At 27.7% G+C, this 19,256-nt stretch carries 12 protein-coding genes; all 12 read left to right on the top strand.

All coding sequences use genetic code 11. The features are described 5' to 3' along the window. Nucleotides 1-29: 29 nt before the first annotated feature. The 12 genes from IC175_RS04150 to glf all read left to right on the top strand — a co-directional run bounded on the left by IC175_RS04150 (nucleotide 30) and on the right by glf (nucleotide 19,254). The gene (locus IC175_RS04150; RefSeq protein ID WP_227851159.1) at nucleotides 30-1,916 is read left to right on the top strand and encodes a cell wall-binding repeat-containing protein; all 1,887 of its coding nucleotides are present in this window, start codon (nucleotides 30-32) and stop codon (nucleotides 1,914-1,916) included. A 364-nt stretch (nucleotides 1,917-2,280) separates the two neighbouring features. Further along, complete coding sequence (locus IC175_RS04145; protein WP_227851158.1) at nucleotides 2,281-3,882, top strand: cell wall-binding repeat-containing protein; 1,602 nt, start codon at nucleotides 2,281-2,283, stop codon at nucleotides 3,880-3,882. A gap of 218 nt (nucleotides 3,883-4,100) precedes the next feature. Then, a complete protein-coding gene (locus IC175_RS04140) occupies nucleotides 4,101-5,699 on the top strand; it encodes a cell wall-binding repeat-containing protein (RefSeq protein ID WP_227851157.1) in 1,599 nt (532 codons plus the stop codon). Between the two features lie 235 nt (nucleotides 5,700-5,934). Beyond that, a complete protein-coding gene (gene slpA / locus IC175_RS04135) occupies nucleotides 5,935-7,767 on the top strand; it encodes an S-layer protein SlpA (protein ID WP_227851156.1) in 1,833 nt (610 codons plus the stop codon). Nucleotides 7,768-8,009: 242 nt separating this feature from the next. Continuing rightward, the gene (gene secA / locus IC175_RS04130; RefSeq protein WP_227851155.1) at nucleotides 8,010-10,352 is read left to right on the top strand and encodes a preprotein translocase subunit SecA; all 2,343 of its coding nucleotides are present in this window, start codon (nucleotides 8,010-8,012) and stop codon (nucleotides 10,350-10,352) included. A 609-nt stretch (nucleotides 10,353-10,961) separates the two neighbouring features. Further along, nucleotides 10,962-12,827 (top strand): cell wall-binding repeat-containing protein, encoded by a 1,866-nt coding sequence (locus IC175_RS04125; protein ID WP_227851154.1) that lies wholly within the window; start codon nucleotides 10,962-10,964, stop codon nucleotides 12,825-12,827. Between the two features lie 326 nt (nucleotides 12,828-13,153). Further along, complete coding sequence (locus IC175_RS04120) at nucleotides 13,154-13,612, top strand: hypothetical protein (RefSeq protein ID WP_227851153.1); 459 nt, start codon at nucleotides 13,154-13,156, stop codon at nucleotides 13,610-13,612. Nucleotides 13,613-13,624: 12 nt separating this feature from the next. Further along, nucleotides 13,625-15,232 carry an O-antigen ligase family protein gene (locus IC175_RS04115; RefSeq protein ID WP_227851152.1) on the top strand — a complete coding sequence of 536 codons (1,608 nt, stop codon included), beginning with the start codon at nucleotides 13,625-13,627 and terminating at the stop codon, nucleotides 15,230-15,232. Nucleotides 15,233-15,395: 163 nt separating this feature from the next. Beyond that, complete coding sequence (locus IC175_RS04110) at nucleotides 15,396-16,322, top strand: glycosyltransferase family 2 protein (protein WP_227851151.1); 927 nt, start codon at nucleotides 15,396-15,398, stop codon at nucleotides 16,320-16,322. A 278-nt stretch (nucleotides 16,323-16,600) separates the two neighbouring features. Beyond that, nucleotides 16,601-17,377, top strand: a complete 777-nt coding sequence (locus IC175_RS04105; RefSeq protein ID WP_227851150.1) for an ABC transporter permease — start codon at nucleotides 16,601-16,603, stop codon at nucleotides 17,375-17,377. A gap of 15 nt (nucleotides 17,378-17,392) precedes the next feature. Further along, the gene (locus IC175_RS04100) at nucleotides 17,393-18,118 is read left to right on the top strand and encodes an ABC transporter ATP-binding protein (protein WP_227851149.1); all 726 of its coding nucleotides are present in this window, start codon (nucleotides 17,393-17,395) and stop codon (nucleotides 18,116-18,118) included. A 32-nt stretch (nucleotides 18,119-18,150) separates the two neighbouring features. Further along, nucleotides 18,151-19,254, top strand: a complete 1,104-nt coding sequence (gene glf / locus IC175_RS04095; protein ID WP_227851148.1) for a UDP-galactopyranose mutase — start codon at nucleotides 18,151-18,153, stop codon at nucleotides 19,252-19,254. The last annotated feature ends 2 nt before the right edge of the window (nucleotides 19,255-19,256 follow it).

Here is a 19,256-nt window from a genome sequence, read left to right as displayed (position 1 = left end):
TGGCTGATGGTAGATAAGGACGGGTGTTAATGAGTAAAGGAAAATTTCTTATAAGAACTATTGCAGTGTCAACTATGGCAGTAGCTGTAACTGGTAGTGCTACATGTGCATATGCTGCTCCAGTGTTACAAGGAACAAAGACATATGAAAAAGTAAATACTATAGATATATCTGTGGATTCAGTAGAAAATATAGTATATTCATTTCAAGCTAGTATAAAAGTACAAGGTGAGGTTGAAGTACTAGATAATGAGCCAGGCCAAAAGATTAAGTGGTCTGATAATATAGAAGCTCAGATAAAAAGTGGAAATGCAAATGCCAATTGTGTTTCAACATATGATAAAGCAAGTAATACAACAACATTAGATATATATGTTACATCAAATGAAGATTTGTTAGATGGAAATACATTAAATATAGGAAGAATATCAGTAAAAAAATCTGGAAGTAATTCAAGTGCTAAGTATAAAATATTGGGTAATGGGGAAAATTCCAAACCAGCTTTAAAAATTGTAACTTACAACAATAAAACCGTTGATTATGAAAGTATAGATTCTAGTGAAAGTTTAAACTTTACTCTTATCAATGAGAATGAAGTAAAACCAATAGGAGGAACTGGAACTAGTAAAAACGATCCTGAAAAATATAAGGTTGAGAAAAGTGAATCACTTGAATATTTATTAAATAATATTAGAATAAACTATTCTGTTGTTAGTAAAGAAACCGAAGAAAGTGGTTCAAATATAATATTAAAGCTTGGATTATCACAAAAATCAAGTAAAGGAAGAAAAGCTACAATAAGTAAGTATGTTGAAGTTACACTTCCAAAAAGTTTAGAGTATGTAGTTGATAATGAGTTAGCTAAACCAGATGAATTACCACCAGACAATTCTGATGACAATAATAATGGTGGAAATAATAATTCAGGTGGTTCATCTGGAGGTAGTAGTTCTTCTAGTGGAGGAAGTTCAAGCGACTCTACATCTAATGTTACAGTAAAAAAATTAAAAGGTGCAGATAGATTTGAAACTGCTGTTAAAATATCTCAAAGTGGATGGACAAAGTCAGATACAGTTGTGATAGTAAATGGAGAAGACAGAAGTATGGTGGATGGGCTTACTGCTACACCACTTGCTAGTGTAAAAAATTCACCAATTCTTTTATCTTCAAATGATAAACTTCCTCAAAAAACTATAGAAGAACTAAAAAGATTAAATCCATCAAAAGTAATTGTAGTAGGTGGAAATAACTCAATGCCAAGTTCAGTTGTTGAAGCTATTAAAGGCATAAATTCAAAGATATCAGTACAAAGAATAGGTGGAGAAACAAGATATCAAACTTCTATTAATATAGCAAAAGAAATTGATAAGACAAATAATGTAAGCAAGTTGTATATAGGAGCAGGAAATGGAGAAGCAGATTCATTATCAATAGCATCATTAGCTGGAAAGGAAAAAACTCCAATAGTACTTACACAAAAAGATGGTGTAGACAATGAAGCTGAACAATTTATTAAATCGAATAAAGTATCAAATGTATACTTTATTGGTGGAGTAGAAAAGATATCTAACAAGGCTATTGAGCAAGTTGGAAAAATAACGAATAAAGATGTGTCAAAAAATAGAGTTGCAGGTCAAAATAGACAAGAGACAAATGCTAAAGTAATAGATAAATTCTATTCTCAATCTAAACTTGATGGGGTTGTAGTTGCTAATCAAGATAAACTTATAGATGCTTTGGCAGTTGGTCCATTGGCAGCTAAAAATAATTCGCCAGTTGTACTTGCTACAAATACGTTAGATAAATCACAAGAATCATCATTAAAAAATAAAAATTCATCTAAGTTGTTTGAAGTGGGTGGAGGAATAGCTTCATCTGTAGTAGATAAGATTAAGAGTTTAATTGAATCAAAATAAATATCAAAGTAAATATAAGTAAGCTTAAAATAAGAATGCATTTAGATATAAATCATATGTCTAAGTGCATTCTTATTTTTATTTATATTATCTTAATAATATTATGCTGGAATATATGTGAAAATTTAAGTAGAATTAAATTTAATTTGTAAAGTGATGTAAATTATTTTTAATAATGAAATATATCTTACAAATATTTAAAATATAACTAGAGATAGTTTTTGAATTTTTAATTAAATAAAATATTAATATATAGACGTAATATATTTATATAAGATATACTTTATAATATACAAAAAATAACAAAATAATAAAAAAAAGTAAAAACCATATAAATATAAAACATAAAAATCATCAGGGGGATATGAAAATGAATAAAAAAATATTATCATTAGGTCTAGCAGTATCATTAATCTTGGTAAACTTCAAAAGTGTAAATGCATCATCAGTAGTAGAAAAAATATATGGCAAAGATAGATATGAAACAGCAGCAAAGATAGCTGATAAACAAACTTATGAAACAGTTATTTTAGTAAATACAGAAAAATCGCTTGCAGATGGATTAAGTGCAAGTGGGTTGTCAGGTGCAACAAAAGCACCAATATTATTTACACAAAAAAATAAGATACCAACAGAGACAAATAAGTGTCTAAAAAATATCAAAAAAGCATACATAATAGGTACAGAAGATACTATAAGTAAATCAGTAGAAAAAGAACTAGATTCTAAACATATAGAAGTAAAGAGAATTGGTGGAGAAGATAGGCTAAAAACAAGTTATCTAATAGCTAAAGAAATAGCAACTATAAAAAAGGTGGATAAGGTACTATTAACTAATGCCTACAGTGGAGAAGCAGATGCTATGAGTGTATCATCAGTAGCTACTAGAGATGGAGTTCCAATAATACTTACAGATGGGAAGAGCTTACCTTTTGATGTTAAAAGTATACAATCATATTGTATAGGCTCAGAAGAAATAATGAGCAATGCTCTAGTTAAAAATACAAACTCAGTAAGAATAGAAGGAACTGACCGATTTAAAACTAATGAGAAGGTAATAGACTATTTTTATAAAAATGTAGATAGGTTCTATGTATCAGATGGCTATCAATTAGTAGATGCTATAGCAGCTGCACCATTAACTAAAGATTTTCCAATGGTATTAGTTAATGATGGTAGTAGTAAAGTTGTGTTAGAAGGAGCTAAGCATATAACTTCTATAGGTGAGTTAAGTGACAAGGTGATAGAACAATGTGTAAGCGCATCAAAGTCAAATGGGCAATCTCCAACAATCACAATAGGAACTACAGAGCTATATAAAGGGGAAAAGTTTGATAGGATTAAGTTGAATATAGTAGCTAAAGATAATACTGGGAGGGTTTTACCAATAGAAATTGATGGATTTATAGATACAAATAGAGTAGGTACATATATATTGACACTAAAGGCTACAGATGAATGGGGGAAGAGCACAGAAAAAAGGGTAGAAATAAAAGTGCTAGACGATAAAACTCATGACTACAATAGCCCAGAGTTTAAAAAGATGGTGTCTACTGAAATGTATAACCTAATTAATTCTTATAGAAAAGAAAAAGGGAAAGATTCTTTAGTAGTATCTAGTAGGCTAGAAGGAATGGCAAATGCATGGTCTAAGTATATGATGGATAAAAAAGTTTTTGCGCATTATATAGATGGGAAAAATGCTCCACAAGTATTTTCTGATTTTGGAATGAGAAGTGAGGAAAATATAGCATATATTTATATTAATTCTAAGAATGTGCAAACGACTCAAGATGCTAAAGATATGGCAAAGACTATATTTGAAGTGTGGAAGAAGTCTCCTGAATACAATACAAATATGCTTAGTGATGATTTTTCTAGTACTGGATTTGGACTTTATATATTATCTGATGGTCAGGTACATGCTACTCAAGAATTTTTAAATGGTAATGAAGGTAGTTTGTAAAAAACTACCATAAATCTTGTTTTTTTGTTAATTTACTGATATCATAAAATTTAAAATCACATCTAAAGTACTTTTTGTAATCTGTTTTGTTATTTGCTTTACAGGTTATGGTATTTTAGATGTTTTTTATTTTAGAATTTATAAATTTTAAGGGAATAACTACTGAGGATGTAATTTATAATGAGTTGAATTATTAAAAGATTGGTAGGAGGAGTTTTATGAAGGTAAATAAGAGAATATTATCAATAGGATTGACAGTATCATTAATAATGGCAGGGGCAATAAATATCAATGCATTTTCAAGTATAGAGAAGATACAAGGGAAAGACAGATATGAGACTTCTGCATTGATAGCAGATAAACAAATATATGATACAGTCATATTAGTAAATACTGATAATTCTATAGTAGATGGATTAAGTGCAAGTGGATTATCAGGAGTGGCTAAAGCACCTATAATGTTGGTACAAAAAGATAAGATACCAGCTGATATCGAAAAAAGGTTAAAGGGTATTAAGAATGCTTATGTTATAGGTACAGAAGATACAATAGGTAAATCTGTAGAAAATCAACTTAAGAATAAGGGGATTGAGGTTAAAAGAATTGGTGGTGAGGATAGAATAAAGACTAGCTATCTTATAGCTAAGGAAATTTCATCTATTAAACCAGTAAATAGTGGTGATAAGGTCTTTCTTGTAAATGGGTATACAGGTGAGGCTGATGCAATGAGTGTATCTTCTGTTGCAGCTAGGGATGGTGTGCCTGTGATACTTACAGATGGGAAGAGCATACCCTTTAAGGTTGATGATGTTCAATGTTATTCTCTTGGGTCAGAAGAGATAATGAGTAATGAACTTGTAAGTAAGACTAATTCTGTTAGAATTGCTGGTAAGGATAGATTTGAGACTAATAAGAAAGTTATACAACGTTTTTATAAAGGAACAAAGAAGTTTTATGTTTCTCAAGGGTATAAATTAGTTGATGCTGTGGCAGGTTCTCCATTGGCTAAAGATAAGCCAATAGTACTTGTTAATGATGGTAGTGATAAGAGTGTGCTTAGAGGTGCTGATGAAGTTACTTCTTTAGGTGGAATGGATAAGAAGATTGTTGATCAATGTGTTAGTTCTGCATCTGATAAAAATACATTGCCTACGATAACTGCTAATAATGTTGAGATTTCTGTAGGAGATAAGTTTGATAATAGTATGTTAAATATAGTTGCTGCTGATTATTATGGAAATGATTTAAAGCCTAATATTGAGGGCAATGTGGATACTAATAAGGCAGGAACTTATGTCTTGAAAATAAGTGCTTATGATAATTTTGGTCAAAAGTGTGAGATTAGTGTAAATGTCAAGGTAATTGTAAATACAAATACAAAGGAACCAAATAGTTATGAGTTTAAGGCAATGGTTTCTAATGAAATATACAATCTAGTTAATTCTTATAGAAAGGAAAAAGGTAAAAAGCCTTTGAAAGAATTGGAATCTTTGACTGGAATGGCAAATGCATGGTCTAAGTATATGTATGAAAAGGAAATATTTGCTCATGAAATTAATGGGAAAAATGCAGCTGAGGTATTTTCTGGTTTTGGAATGAGAAGTGGTGAAAATATTGCATATCTACCTATGAATACTAAATCTGTATATGGAGATAAAGAAGCAAAAGAAATTGCAAAGTCTATATTTGATTTATGGAAAAAGTCTTCGAAATATAATGATAATCTATTAAAAAGTGAATTTTACAGTTTCGGATTTGGTATGTATGTATCATCAAATGGTGAAGTACATGCTACAATGGAGTTTTTAAATAGTTGATTTAAAATAGAAAAAATGATTTGGGATTTAAAAAAAATTTAAAAAAATATAAAATTGTAAAAAAAGAAAGAATAATGTTGGAAAAAACTTCTAATAATTTTGTATAAATCATTGAAAAATTATTTTAGATAGTCTATCATAGAGATGTGAGAAATATTTGGATTAATATGAACATGAAATTTTAATGTACATAATAAGAGATGTAATTTAATATAATGTTGGGAGGAATTTTTAAATGAAGAAAAGAAATTTAGCAATGGCTATGGCAGCTGTTACTGTAGTAGGTTCCGCTGCTCCAGTTTTTGCAGCAGCTTCAGATTTAATATCATTACAAGATGGAGCAGTTGTTGGAACAGCTAAAAAATACTCAGTAGCAAATACTAAGTCTAGTGATTTAGTAAAGGATATTTTAGCTGCACAAAGTTTAACAACAGGTGCGAATGTAATCACTTTGAAAGATAATACAAAGGTTACTTTCTTTGATGCAAATGATGGGGATAAGAAAATTTATTCAGAGCAAACTTTAAATAAGACAACTGGTAGTGAAGATTATGTAAAAACAACTTTAAAAAATTTAGAAGCAGGAGAATATGCTCTTATAGATTTAGAGTATAGCAATAATAAGACAGTTCAAATTAAAGTAGTAGCAGCTAGTGAAAAAACAGTAGTTGTATCTAGTGATGCTAAAGATAGTGCAAAAGATATAGCTGAAAAATATGTATTTGAAGATTCAGAGTTACAAACTGCATTAAATACTATAAATAAGTCAGATTTTTCTAAAGTTGACAGTTATTATCAAGTAGTACTTTATCCAAAAGGTAAGAGATTACAAGGTTTCTCAAATTATAGAGCTACAAATTATAATGAGGGAGAGGCACATGGTAATACACCAGTAATCTTAACTCTAAAATCTACTAGTAAAAGTAATTTAAAGACTGCTGTTGAAGAATTACAAAAATTAAATGCTAGTTATTCTAATACTACAACTTTAGCTGGTGATGATAGAATACAAACAGCTATAGAAATAAGTAAAGAATACTATAATAATGATGGTGTAGATAGCAATAAGCATTCAAAAGATGTTAATGATAATGTTAAAAATGTTGTATTAGTAGGAGCAAACGCATTAGTAGATGGACTAGTTGCAGCACCTTTAGCAGCAGAGAAAGATGCTCCATTATTATTAACTTCAAAAGATAAATTAGACTCATCAGTAAAATCTGAGATAAAGAGAGTTTTAGACTTAAAAACTTCAGAAGAAGTAAGAGGAAAAACAGTTTATATAGCTGGTGGAGTTAATAGTGTATCTAAAGAAGTTGTAACAGAATTAGAGTCAATGGGTCTAAAAGTTGAAAGATTCTCAGGTGATGATAGATATGAAACTTCTTTAAAAATAGCAGATGAAATAGGTTTAGACAATGATAAAGCATATGTGGTTGGTGGAACAGGATTAGCAGATGCTATGAGTATAGCTTCAGTTGCTTCTACTAAGCTAGATGGAGATGGAGATGTAGATAGAGAGAATGGACATGCTACTCCAATAGTAGTTGTAGATGGAAAAGCTGATAAAATATCTGACGATTTAGATAGTTTCTTAGGTAGTGCAGATGTAGATATAATAGGTGGATTTGCAAGTGTATCTGAGAAGATGGAAGAAGCTATATCAGACGCTACTGGTAAGGGAGTTACAAGAGTTAAAGGTGATGATAGACAAGACACTAACTCTGAAGTTATAAAAACTTATTATGCTAATGATACTAAAATAGCTAAAGAAGCAGCTAAAGATAAGGATACAACTACTTTAACTAATGACCCAGGAATATTTAAGTTCTATGTGGCTAAAGATGGATCTACAAAAGAAGATCAATTAGTTGATGCATTAGCAGTAGGAGCTGTTGCTGGATACAAGCTTGCTCCAGTTGTATTAGCTACTGATTCTTTATCTTCTGATCAATCTGTCGCTATAAGTAAGGTTGTAGGAGAAGATAGTTCTAAAGATTTAACACAAGTTGGTCAAGGAATAGCTACTTCAGTTATAAATAAAATAAAAGATTTATTAGATATGTAATAAATTTTATTGATACAATAAAGGACTCCTTCTACAGGAGTTCTTTTATTGTATTAAATATTTAGCAAAATAAAAAGGAGACTAATATTAGACTCCTTTTTTTGTGAGAAATACTCAAATATAAAAGATATAATTATTTATTTAAGTAAGCCTATTATACTATACTTTAAAAAAAATGTCTACTTATCCATAATTTTAATGTATAATAGTATTTGAAAAACAAATAAGGAGGAAAACTATAAATGACAGTTTTAGATAGAATTGTAGATAAGTCAGATGAACTAGAAATTAAAGTACTTAATTATATAGTTGATGATATAGATACTTTAGAACCCAAAATGGAATCTTTAAGTGATGAAGAACTAAAAAATATGACAAATGTATTTAAAGATAGATTAAAACAAGGAGAAACTTTAGATGATATATTACAAGAAGCTTTTGCAGTAGTTCGAGAAGTTTCTAAAAGAGTACTTGGAATGCGTCAATACAGAGTTCAATTAATTGGGGGGATAGTACTACACCAAGGCAAAATAGCGGAAATGAGAACTGGTGAAGGGAAGACACTAGTTGGTGTTGCTCCTATATATCTAAATGCTCTTTTAGGAAAAGGAGTTCATGTAGTAACTGTAAACGAATACCTAGCTCAGAGAGACAAAGAAACTATGCAACCAGTTTATGAATTTTTAGGCTTAAGTGTAGGAGTTATTACAGCTGATTTATTGCCAGAAGATAGAAAAAAACAATATAATTGTGATATAACTTATGGTACAAATAATGAGTTTGGATTTGATTATTTAAGAGATAATATGATAACTAATAAATCTGAAAAAGTTCAAAGAGAGTTATATTATTCTATAGTAGATGAAGTAGATTCAATTTTGATAGATGAAGCAAGAACTCCACTTATAATTGCTGGTAGTGGAAAAGAAGACACTAAGCTGTATGAACTTGCAAATGCTTTCATTAAAACTTTAAAAAATGAAGATTATGAGATAGATAAGAAAGAAAACACTGTATGTCTTACACAAACAGGTTTAAGTAAAGCAGAGTCTTTTTTTGGTATAGAAAATATAACGCATATAGATAATATAGAGATTTACCATCATACAAATCAAGCATTAAGAGCACATAAATTAATGGAGAGAGATGTCGAGTATGTTGTTAAAGATGAAGAAATACAAATAGTGGATGAATTTACTGGCAGGATATTAGATGGAAGAAGATATACAGATGGTCTTCACCAAGCTATAGAGGCAAAAGAAGGGGTAAAGATTAAAGATGAGTCTAAAACATTAGCAACAGTTACTTTTCAAAATTTCTTTAGATTGTATGAAAAACTTTCAGGGATGACTGGTACTGCAAAAACCGAAGAAAGCGAATTTGAATCAATTTATAAGTTAAATGTTGTTCAGATACCAACAAATAAGCCTGTTATAAGAGCTGACTTACATGATAAAGTATTTAAAACAGAAAATGCAAAATATAATGCAGTTGTAGAAGAAATAATAAAGATAAATAAAACTAAACAACCAGTATTAGTGGGTACTGTTTCGATAGAAAAATCAGAAATGCTTTCAAGTATGTTAAAAAAGCGAGGAATAAAGCATGAAGTTCTAAATGCAAAACAACATGATAAAGAAGCTGAAATTATATCAAGGGCTGGAAAATTAGGTTCTGTTACTATTGCAACTAATATGGCAGGTAGAGGAACAGATATAGCCTTAGGTGCAGGAGATAAAATTGAAGAAGAAAAAGTAAAAAATATTGGTGGATTATATGTTATAGGAACTGAAAGACATGAATCAAGAAGAATAGATAATCAACTTAGAGGTCGTTCTGGACGTCAAGGAGACCCAGGAACATCTAGATTCTTTGTTAGTTTAGAAGATGAAATGATAAAATTATATGGTGGAAAAGGAATTGAAAAGATTTTAAAAAGAATGAATGCCAAAGATGAAGATGCAATTGAGAGTAAATCATTATCTAAAGCCATAGAAAGAGCTCAAAGAGGAATAGAAGGAAAGAATTTTGAGCAAAGAAAAAATGTACTTAAATATGATGATACTATTAATGAACAAAGAAAAGTTATATATGAGGAAAGAAATAGAGTTTTAAATGATTTAAATATATCTGAAGATATACAAAAAATGGTTAGAGAAATAATAGAAGATACAGCTAAGAGATATTTATCTAATCAAAGAGATTATTATAGTTACTTTAAATCTTTGTATAATGATTTTATGCCTCCAAACACATTGTTGATTCCAGGGGTAGATAAAAAAAGTGTAGATGAAGTTGTGCAACACACATATGAAATATCCAAAAGAGTTTACGATATTAAAAAAATGGAAGTTGGCATAGAAAAAATAGAAGAATTAGAGAAGAGAGTTTTATTGCAAGTAGTTGATACTTATTGGATAGACCATATAGATGCTATGGATCAACTAAGACAATATATAGGACTTAAGTCATATGCGCAAAAAGATCCATTTAAGGAATATGCTTTAGAAGGATATGATATGTTTGAAGAACTAAATAGAAAAATAAGAACAACAACAGTTCAATATTTGTATAAGTTTGATTAATTAAAAATACAATTCAAAATAGTTTTTAGAATTATTTTGAATTGTATCAAGTAATAATACATGATCCAATTATTTAACTTAGAAAAAAGAAGCTATATTTAAAATAATAATTATTTTAAAATATAGCTTCTTTTTGTGTGAGAAATACGGAAAAAAGAGATGTTTGAAATTTCTTTCTTCCTTTTAATATTATACTATAAAGAGTATTAAAAGTCTATTAGTTATAAGTGGTAAAATTAAATAAAATTACAAAATTGTTACTTTTATGTATACATAAATCTATGACAATATTTTACATGGAAAAAAATGATTAATTTTTGTATAATAAAATAAAGATTCTAATAAAGCCAGAGTTATCATATACATTGAAATAATATTATATTTATATTATAATTTATAGATAATAAGTAATTTTAAAAATATAAATAGAAATATACATAATTCATAATCTAAATAAAGTTTGTCCATACAGTATCAAAGATTTTAATGTTATGTATGATGATTCTGGAATATTGAAATTTTTTAATTACAATTTATATTAACACTTAAGTTTTTTAATAAGTAAGAGCATTAAATGAAATATATTAGAAATTGAGGGGAGTACAACTTATGAATATACCAAAAAAAATTATATCGTTATTGACAATAACAATAATGTTAAGTGGATTATCTTTAAATACAGTGAATGCTTCAACAAAGGAATCTTTAGTTGGTAGTGGGAGATGGGAGACTGCTATAGAAATAAGTAAAAATGGTTGGGAAAGTTCAAAAGAAGCAGTATTAGTCAATGATAGCTCAATAGCAGATGCATTATCAGCAACACCTTTCGCAAAAGCTAAAAATGCTCCAATTTTATTAACACAAAGTAATAGTCTGGATACAAGAACTAAAGCTGAATTAAAAAGATTAAATGTATCAAAGGTTTATTTAATAGGAGGAAATGTTACACTAAGTTCTAATTTAGAAGATGAGTTGAAAAGTATAAACATCAACTCAGAAAGAATATCTGGAGATAGTAGATATTCTACTTCGTTAGAATTGGCTAAAAAAATAGATAGTATAAATACTATTTCTAAAATTGTTGTTGTAAATGGTCAAAAAGGTCTAGCTGATGCTGTAAGTGTTGGAGCTGCGGCAGCTCAAGGGAATATGCCTATAATACTTTCAGATACTACTAATGGAACTAGCACTTCAAAAGATTTTATAAGTAAACATAATATAACAACGTCTTATGTAATTGGTGGTACTAATTCTGTATCTGAGGACATTAAAAATTCGCTTCCTAATGCTAAAAGAATTTCTGGAGAAAATAGAAACCAAACTAATGCAAAAGTTATAGAAGAATTTTATAAAGGTACAAACTTAAAGAATTTATATATAACTAAAGATGGTATGAAAAAACAAGGTGATTTAATTGATTCTTTAGCTGTTGGTGTGTTAGCGGCTAAAAATAGTTCTCCTGTTCTTTTGGCAGGGAGTAAATTGGACTCGGTTCAAAAGGATATACTAGATACCAAAATTTTTGATAAGATTACACAAGTTGGTGGAAGTGGAAATGAAGATGTATTTAAGTCAATACAAGATATTCAAGAAGAAACTAAGTACACAGTTGAAACGATTGCTGAACTTGATACAGCTATAAAGAAATCAGATGCTAATGATATTATAAGATTTAAAAATGATGATAAAATAACTGGCTCAATTGATATAAGTACAAAAAAAGCTATAACAATTGAATTCAATGGGTTATATAGTGGAAAAGTAAATATCAATATGCCAAATGGGGATATACATAATTATGGAGATATGACAGGTCAGATGGATATTAAAGATATAAAAGTTGATACTTTGGTAAATGAAGGGTCAATTAATGAGATAACTATATATGACCCAAATGGTTGTAAAATAGAAAATGAAAAAGATGCTGATATTTGGAAAATAACATTACTGGATACATCTAAGAATACTTATATAAATAATAGTGGAACTATAACTAAAATAGTTAGTGATGCATCAAATACAACTATAAAAAATTCAGGAAAGATTGATTTAATAAGTGGAACTAAGTCTCCAGCAGTAAGTGGTAATCAAGCTACTGATGAAAATATAAAAGATAATGATGACAAAGAAGCAGGTGGAATCTCTGTATATGTAGATCCATGTTCTCCCCCAAAAGAAGGTAAAATAATGTTAAGGATACCAAAAGAACCTAGAAGTTCTAGTTATAATATATACTATAGAATAGTGAAATCTAGACCATCTGCAATGGATGTAGGGGACACTATATCAAAAAGTAGTTGGACTAAAGTAATCACTAGGGATTCATTTATGATTAGTGCACCAGATGGATATTATGTGGAAGCTGTAGAAATCTATGATTCAGATAGAAAGGTAAGTAAATGGGGAAGATCAGGAAGTATAGATGATGGATATAATAATACAACTTCATCAGCAACGTTAAGAAGTTATAAATAAGATACACATTACATGGTGTAGAAAGATATTATGCTTTATGTATAGTTATTAAAATATAAAAGTTTGTATGATATAAATCAAAATAAATAATATAAAAAATAAGTTATATAAACTTGTTACAATAAATTATTTTAATTATTGTGAGGTCACTATATAGCTTATTTTTGTGAAGAAATCTAATGTTAAGTTCGAAATAAATACACTATTTTTAATATTAAATTTTTAAAATTATTGCTCAATAAAGTTTTAATAATTTGAAAAGTAGTGTATACTCATTTTATGGAGAATCTTAGTGAAATAAGAATGAATAAGGAGGAAATGGTACATTGAATATAACTAATAAATGTGTTTTGGGAATATCTGTTTTAGCAATTTTGAGTTTTGGATTTTCTGCATTTCAAGGTAATGCTCAAATTGCTGAGAGAAAAAAGGATTATAATATATATCTTGATGCGAATTCTGAAAAAGATGATGTAAAATCTTCTTTGGATGATATTTCTAAATTAGAGAAAAAATATGGAGAAAGTGATGCATTAAGTATATCTAAGATTAATTTGTATGAAAAGATGGAAGATTACAAAAACTTACAATATGAAATTGAAAAAGTTTATAATAGATATCCTCAAACAAGGAATACTGTTTCATTGGTACTTTTATATTCTGAAGCTGCTTTAAAAAATGGTAATAAAGAATTGTCAAAAAAAATGATTGATGAAGCGATTAGACTAGGAGCACAAGATAATTATAAAGAAAGAGTAGATAAAGTATTATCACAATTAAATTAAAAGGAGAAGTATATGTTAGATAAGTATTATAACAGAGGAAAAATCGAACAAGTAGATAAGATTATTTTATTTATATTATTATTTATGATGTGTATTATACCTATAATAACTCATGGATACACTTCTACAAACTATAGTCCAATTTTTACATTAACATTGTATTCTTCAGGAGAAAGAGTGGAGATTTTTAATTTTTACAAAACAACAATATTGTATTTAGGAACAGTAGTAGTTTTTGGACTTTTCATGTATAAAATATTAATTCTTAAAGAAGAGTTAATACAAAGAAAAATAAGTATAATATTATTTATATTAGCAATAGGAGTAATATTATCAGTTATTTTTTCTGACTATAAAGATATAGCATTATTTGGAAATCCTGATAGATTTGAGGGTGCTCTAGCTTGGTTTTGCTATATAGTTATATTTTTTGTTCTATATAACATTAAAATTAATATAAGGGATTTTAAATTATTCTATTTAGGATTATTTCCATTTTTAATCGTAAATTTGTTTTTAGGATTAGCTCAATTTTTTGGAGTTAATGTTTTAGAATCTAAAATTTTAACCTTTATTATTGGTGGAGGAAATTTATCTGGAACTTTTTGGACAACTTTATATCATTTTAACCTTATGAGTGGAATAGCATCTGTTATTTTTAGTGCTAGTTTGGTATATATGTTATTTGAAAAAGATATTAAGAAAAAAATAATACCATTAATTGGGTCGATTATATCATTTATAATAGTTCTTGTATCAAATTCTATAAGTGGATTTTTGGCCTCTATATTATTATTTCCAATTATATTAGTTTTAGCATGGAGATTTGTGGATAAAAAAGAGTTATGCATATGGACAATTATTATGGTTGTAATTAATTTTATTATATATACTATATTAGACAAATATAACCCTAATGTATATCAAGAGACATTCTCTATATTTGGGAAGTTAAATCAAGTATCGGTATTAATATTACCTATGTTGATAATATCATTTATATTATTAATTGTTATAATGAAGTTTGTAAATAAAAAGAAATTTTTTAACTTTGTAATGATATTTTCAGTTCTTATAGTTTCAATTGGATTATTATTTTTCTCAGATAGATTAAATAAAGAAAACAGTATTTTAGAGAATAACCCAAGTTCAAATATTGTTAAGATTGAAGATTCTAAAGTATTTCAAGCTGTAAATGGAATGAGTACAGACCGTTTAAATATTTGGACTAAGGTAATGCATTTTATAAATGAAAATCCTATATTTGGGAACGGATTTGATACTTTCCCATATAAGTTTATTAGTACTGACAAGAATGGTGCTTTAAGTACATATGGAGAAGTCATAGATAAACCACATAGTTGGTATATGAGTGTTGCATATGGAAGTGGCGTGATTGGTTTACTTGGGTTAATAGGGGTTATATTATACTTAATAAAACAATCTTTCTATAGATGTGTAGATAAGAATAATGATAAATTTTTATACATATTTTTTATTGGTTTTCTAGCGTATGTTATTCAAGGATTTTTTAATGATAGTTTGGCTGGTACTTCTATAATATGTTGGGTATTTGCAGGTTTAACTGTTAATAGAATATTTGAAAGAAAATCAGAGTAGATTTTAAGATAATATAATAGTTATATAAAATTTATATTTTTCTATTTTTGAAAATAAGTATGTTAGGATTTAATGTCTTAAAATAGAACAATATCCATAATTTAAGGTTTTGTAATAAATATGATGAAAGATATAGATTGATATAATGAAAGGAGTTAACAGCTTGAAGATAAGTGTAATAATACCAACTAAAAATGCAGAAATATATATTAATGCTCTAATAAAGAAACTGTTAAATCAAACTATAAAACCATGTGAAATAATAGTAATAGATACTGAATCTAAAGATAAGACTAAAGAAATTTGTATGAAGTATGATGTAGTAAGATTTATCCAAATAAAACAAAATGAATTTAATCATGGGAAAACTAGGAACGAAGCAGCCAAATTAGCGAATGGTAATGTTTTGGTTTTTATGACACAAGATGCTTATCCTAAAAATAATAACTTTATAGAAGAACTAATAAAGCCTTTAGGAAAAGGTGGAGTTGTATGTACATATGGAAAACAATTGGCAAGGAATGATTCAAATGTTTTAGAATCATTTTATAGAAGTTTTAATTATGGAAATTATGATATAATAAAGTCTAAAGAAGATATCTATAAGTTTGGTGTAAAGACTTTTTTCTTTAGTAATGTTTGTTCTTCTTTTATTAAAAATGATTTTTTTGAAGTCAATGGATTTCCTAACGATACAATAATGAATGAGGATATGATAATAGCTTGTAAATTTATATATGGTGGTAAAAAAACTTGTTATACATCTAATGCTAAGGTCATACATTCTCATAAATATACATATTTACAACAGTTTAAGAGAAATTTTGACATTGGAGTTGCGTTCATAGATAACTATGATTATTTGGGCGAAGTAAAATCAGAATCAGAAGGAATTAGGTTTGTTAAAGAGGCAATTAGGTTTTTAGTAAAAAACAATAAATACTACTTAATACCAACTTTGCTTATAGATAGTGGATTTAGATTTATTGGATATAATTTTGGAAGAAATTATAAGAAAATGCCAATAAAGATTGTTAAGATGATGAGTATGAATCCATTTTATTTTTCTAAGAAAAAATTTAAGGTATAAATTTATGTTTTAGAAAAATAAAAAATACTTTTATAAAGAAAATGTAATGTTATAAATAAAGAGCTATATAGATGTTTAATTGTAAAGAATGAAACATAGAATCTTTGTAAGAGATTGATTTTATCAGAATAAAAAATTAAATACATTATGTATGAAACATAAAAAATTAATGAATAGATGATTAAATAACTCTTAGAATCTAATAAAATACATATAGTTGTTTTAACTAATAGATTTAAAATAAATAATATCTTGGATAAATAAATTAAGGAGAAATAATGAATCAATATATAAACAATTTTTTAAAGTATAGAAATTTATTAAGAGAACTGGTAGTAAGAGATATAAAAGTAAAGTATAAAAAATCTATATTAGGATTATTATGGACTCTGCTCAATCCATTATTAACTATGCTTGTTTTAACTATAGTTTTCTCGAATATATTTAGATTTGATATAGATAATTTTCCAGTATATTTGATTACAGGTCAAGTAATGTTTAATTTTTTCTCAGAGTCAACAAATATGGCAATGGAATCTATTATTGGAAATGCTCAACTTATAAAAAAAGTCTATATACCTAAATATGTTTTTCCAATATCAAAGATTTTATCATCTTTTGTGAATCTTTTATTTGCATTAATTGCAGTCATAATATTGATGTTTTTTATGAATATACATATAACGAAAGCTATAATATTTGCTCCTGTATCTCTCCTTTATATGCTAATGTTGTCATTAGGCATAGGGCTTCTTTTATCTGCTATAAATGTGTTCTTTAGAGATACTCAACACCTATATAGTGTAATGTTGACTGCTTGGATGTATATTACTCCTATATTTTATCCATTAAATATAATTCCAACAAAATTTAAATGGATAATAAATTTGAATCCATTGCGATATATAATAGAGCACTTTAGACAGTGTGTATTGTATGGCAATATTCCAAGTTTAAAATTAAATCTAATTTGTTTAGGTTTTGCTCTTGTTACATTAATAATAGGTTTGTTTATGTTCTATAAAAGTCAAGATAAATTTATATTACATCTGTAGAATGAGGGTGAACTTATGAGTGATACAATTATAAAAATAGAAGATGTAGACATGAAATTTAATATGGCAACTGATAAAATATCAGGTTTAAAAGAATATGCAATAAAATTTATAAAAAGAGAATTGTTTTATAAAGAGTTTTTGGCATTACAAAATATAAATCTAGAAATACGTAGAGGAGAAATTATAGGGATTATTGGATTAAATGGTGCTGGAAAAAGTACAATGTTAAAAGTTATTTCTGGGATATTAAAACCCTCTAATGGAAATGTTACAATAAATGGTAACATAGCACCACTTATAGAGTTAGGTGCTGGCTTTGATCCTGAATTATCTGGTATGGAAAATATATATCTTAATGGGGCAGTACTTGGAATGTCAAGAAAATATATGGATAAAAAGTTAGATGAAATAATAGCTTTTTCTGAACTAGAAGAGTTTATAAATAATCCTGTGAAAAATTATTCATCAGGAATGTATGCAAGATTGGGTTTTTCAATTGCTACTTGCATAGAACCAGATATATTAATAGTAGATGAGATATTATCTGTTGGAGATTATAAGTTTCAACAAAAAAGTAGACACAGAATAGAAGAAATGATAAATGATGGTACTACTATTATATTAGTTTCTCATTCAATAGAAGAAATAAAAGAATTATGTAATAGAGTAGTTTGGTTGGAAAAAGGTAAAATAAAACAATGTGGAGGAAAAGAAGTTATAAGCCAATATGAAAAATAGGGAATATTAACAATTAAGAGAGGAGATTTAAAATGAAATATGATTATCTAATAGTAGGATCAGGATTATATGCTTCAGTATTTGCACATGAAGCATACAAAAGAGGGAAAAAGTGTTTAGTAATAGAAAAAAGAAATCACATAGGTGGTAATATATATTGTGAGAAGATAGATGATATAAATGTACATAAATACGGAGCTCATATTTTTCATACAAGTAATAAAAAAATATGGGAATATATAAATCAATTTGCTGAATTTAATAATTTTGTGAATTCTCCTATTGCAATATACAAAAATCAATTGTACAATTTGCCATTCAATATGAATACATTTAATAAATTGTGGGGGATTGTTAAGCCAGAAGAAGCAAAACAAAAGATAGAATCGCAGATAGAAAAGTTAGATATATGTGAAATTAATAATTTAGAGGAACAAGCTTTGTCTCTAGTAGGTACTGATGTATATGAAAAGTTAATTAAAGGCTACACAGAAAAACAATGGGGAAGAGATGCAACAGAATTACCATCATTTATAATAAAAAGAATACCTTTAAGATTTACATATAATAATAATTATTTCAATGATAAGTATCAAGGGATACCTATAGGCGGATATACAAATATAATCAAAAAATTATTGGAAGGAATAGAAGTAAAGTTAGAAACTGATTTTTTTAAAGAGTATAGAGATTTCGAAAAAATTGCTAAAAAATTATTGTTTACAGGAATGATAGATGAGTACTTCAACTATGAGTTTGGAGCATTAGAATATAGATCTTTGAGATTTGAACATGAGAATCTTTCTTGTAAAGATTATCAGGGTAATGCAGTTGTAAATTATACTGAAAAAGAGATTCCATATACTAGAATTATAGAGCATAAACATTTTGAATTTGGAAACCAGTTAAGTACTATTATAACCAGGGAATATCCTAAAGATTGGAAAAAGGGTGATGAACCTTATTATCCAATAAATAATGACATCAATGAAAGCATATTTCAAAAATATAATAAACTGTCAAGAAAATATAATAATGTGATTTTTGGTGGGAGACTAGGATGTTATAAATATTATGATATGGATAAAGTGATAGAAGCTGCACTAGAAGCTATAGCTGTTGAATTTGGAGAATAATT

Origin of the sequence: Clostridioides sp. ES-S-0123-01, from assembly GCF_020658415.1 — a bacterium.
Taxonomy (GTDB): domain Bacteria; phylum Bacillota; class Clostridia; order Peptostreptococcales; family Peptostreptococcaceae; genus Clostridioides.
Note: the sequence above shows the minus strand (reverse complement) of the source record. Positions and strands in the feature narration are given on the sequence as shown.

Excerpts from the sequence above, each read along its gene's own strand:
- IC175_RS04150 (WP_227851159.1), top strand. The coding sequence starts at position 30 with ATGAGTAAAGGAAAATTTCTTATAAGAACTATTGCAGTGTCAACTATG.
- IC175_RS04145 (WP_227851158.1), top strand. The coding sequence starts at position 2,281 with ATGAAAATGAATAAAAAAATATTATCATTAGGTCTAGCAGTATCATTA.
- IC175_RS04140 (WP_227851157.1), top strand. The coding sequence starts at position 4,101 with ATGAAGGTAAATAAGAGAATATTATCAATAGGATTGACAGTATCATTA.
- slpA (WP_227851156.1), top strand. The coding sequence starts at position 5,935 with ATGAAGAAAAGAAATTTAGCAATGGCTATGGCAGCTGTTACTGTAGTA.
- secA (WP_227851155.1), top strand. The coding sequence starts at position 8,010 with ATGACAGTTTTAGATAGAATTGTAGATAAGTCAGATGAACTAGAAATT.
- IC175_RS04125 (WP_227851154.1), top strand. The coding sequence starts at position 10,962 with ATGAATATACCAAAAAAAATTATATCGTTATTGACAATAACAATAATG.
- IC175_RS04115 (WP_227851152.1), top strand. The coding sequence starts at position 13,625 with ATGTTAGATAAGTATTATAACAGAGGAAAAATCGAACAAGTAGATAAG.
- IC175_RS04105 (WP_227851150.1), top strand. The coding sequence starts at position 16,601 with ATGAATCAATATATAAACAATTTTTTAAAGTATAGAAATTTATTAAGA.
- IC175_RS04100 (WP_227851149.1), top strand. The coding sequence starts at position 17,393 with ATGAGTGATACAATTATAAAAATAGAAGATGTAGACATGAAATTTAAT.
- glf (WP_227851148.1), top strand. The coding sequence starts at position 18,151 with ATGAAATATGATTATCTAATAGTAGGATCAGGATTATATGCTTCAGTA.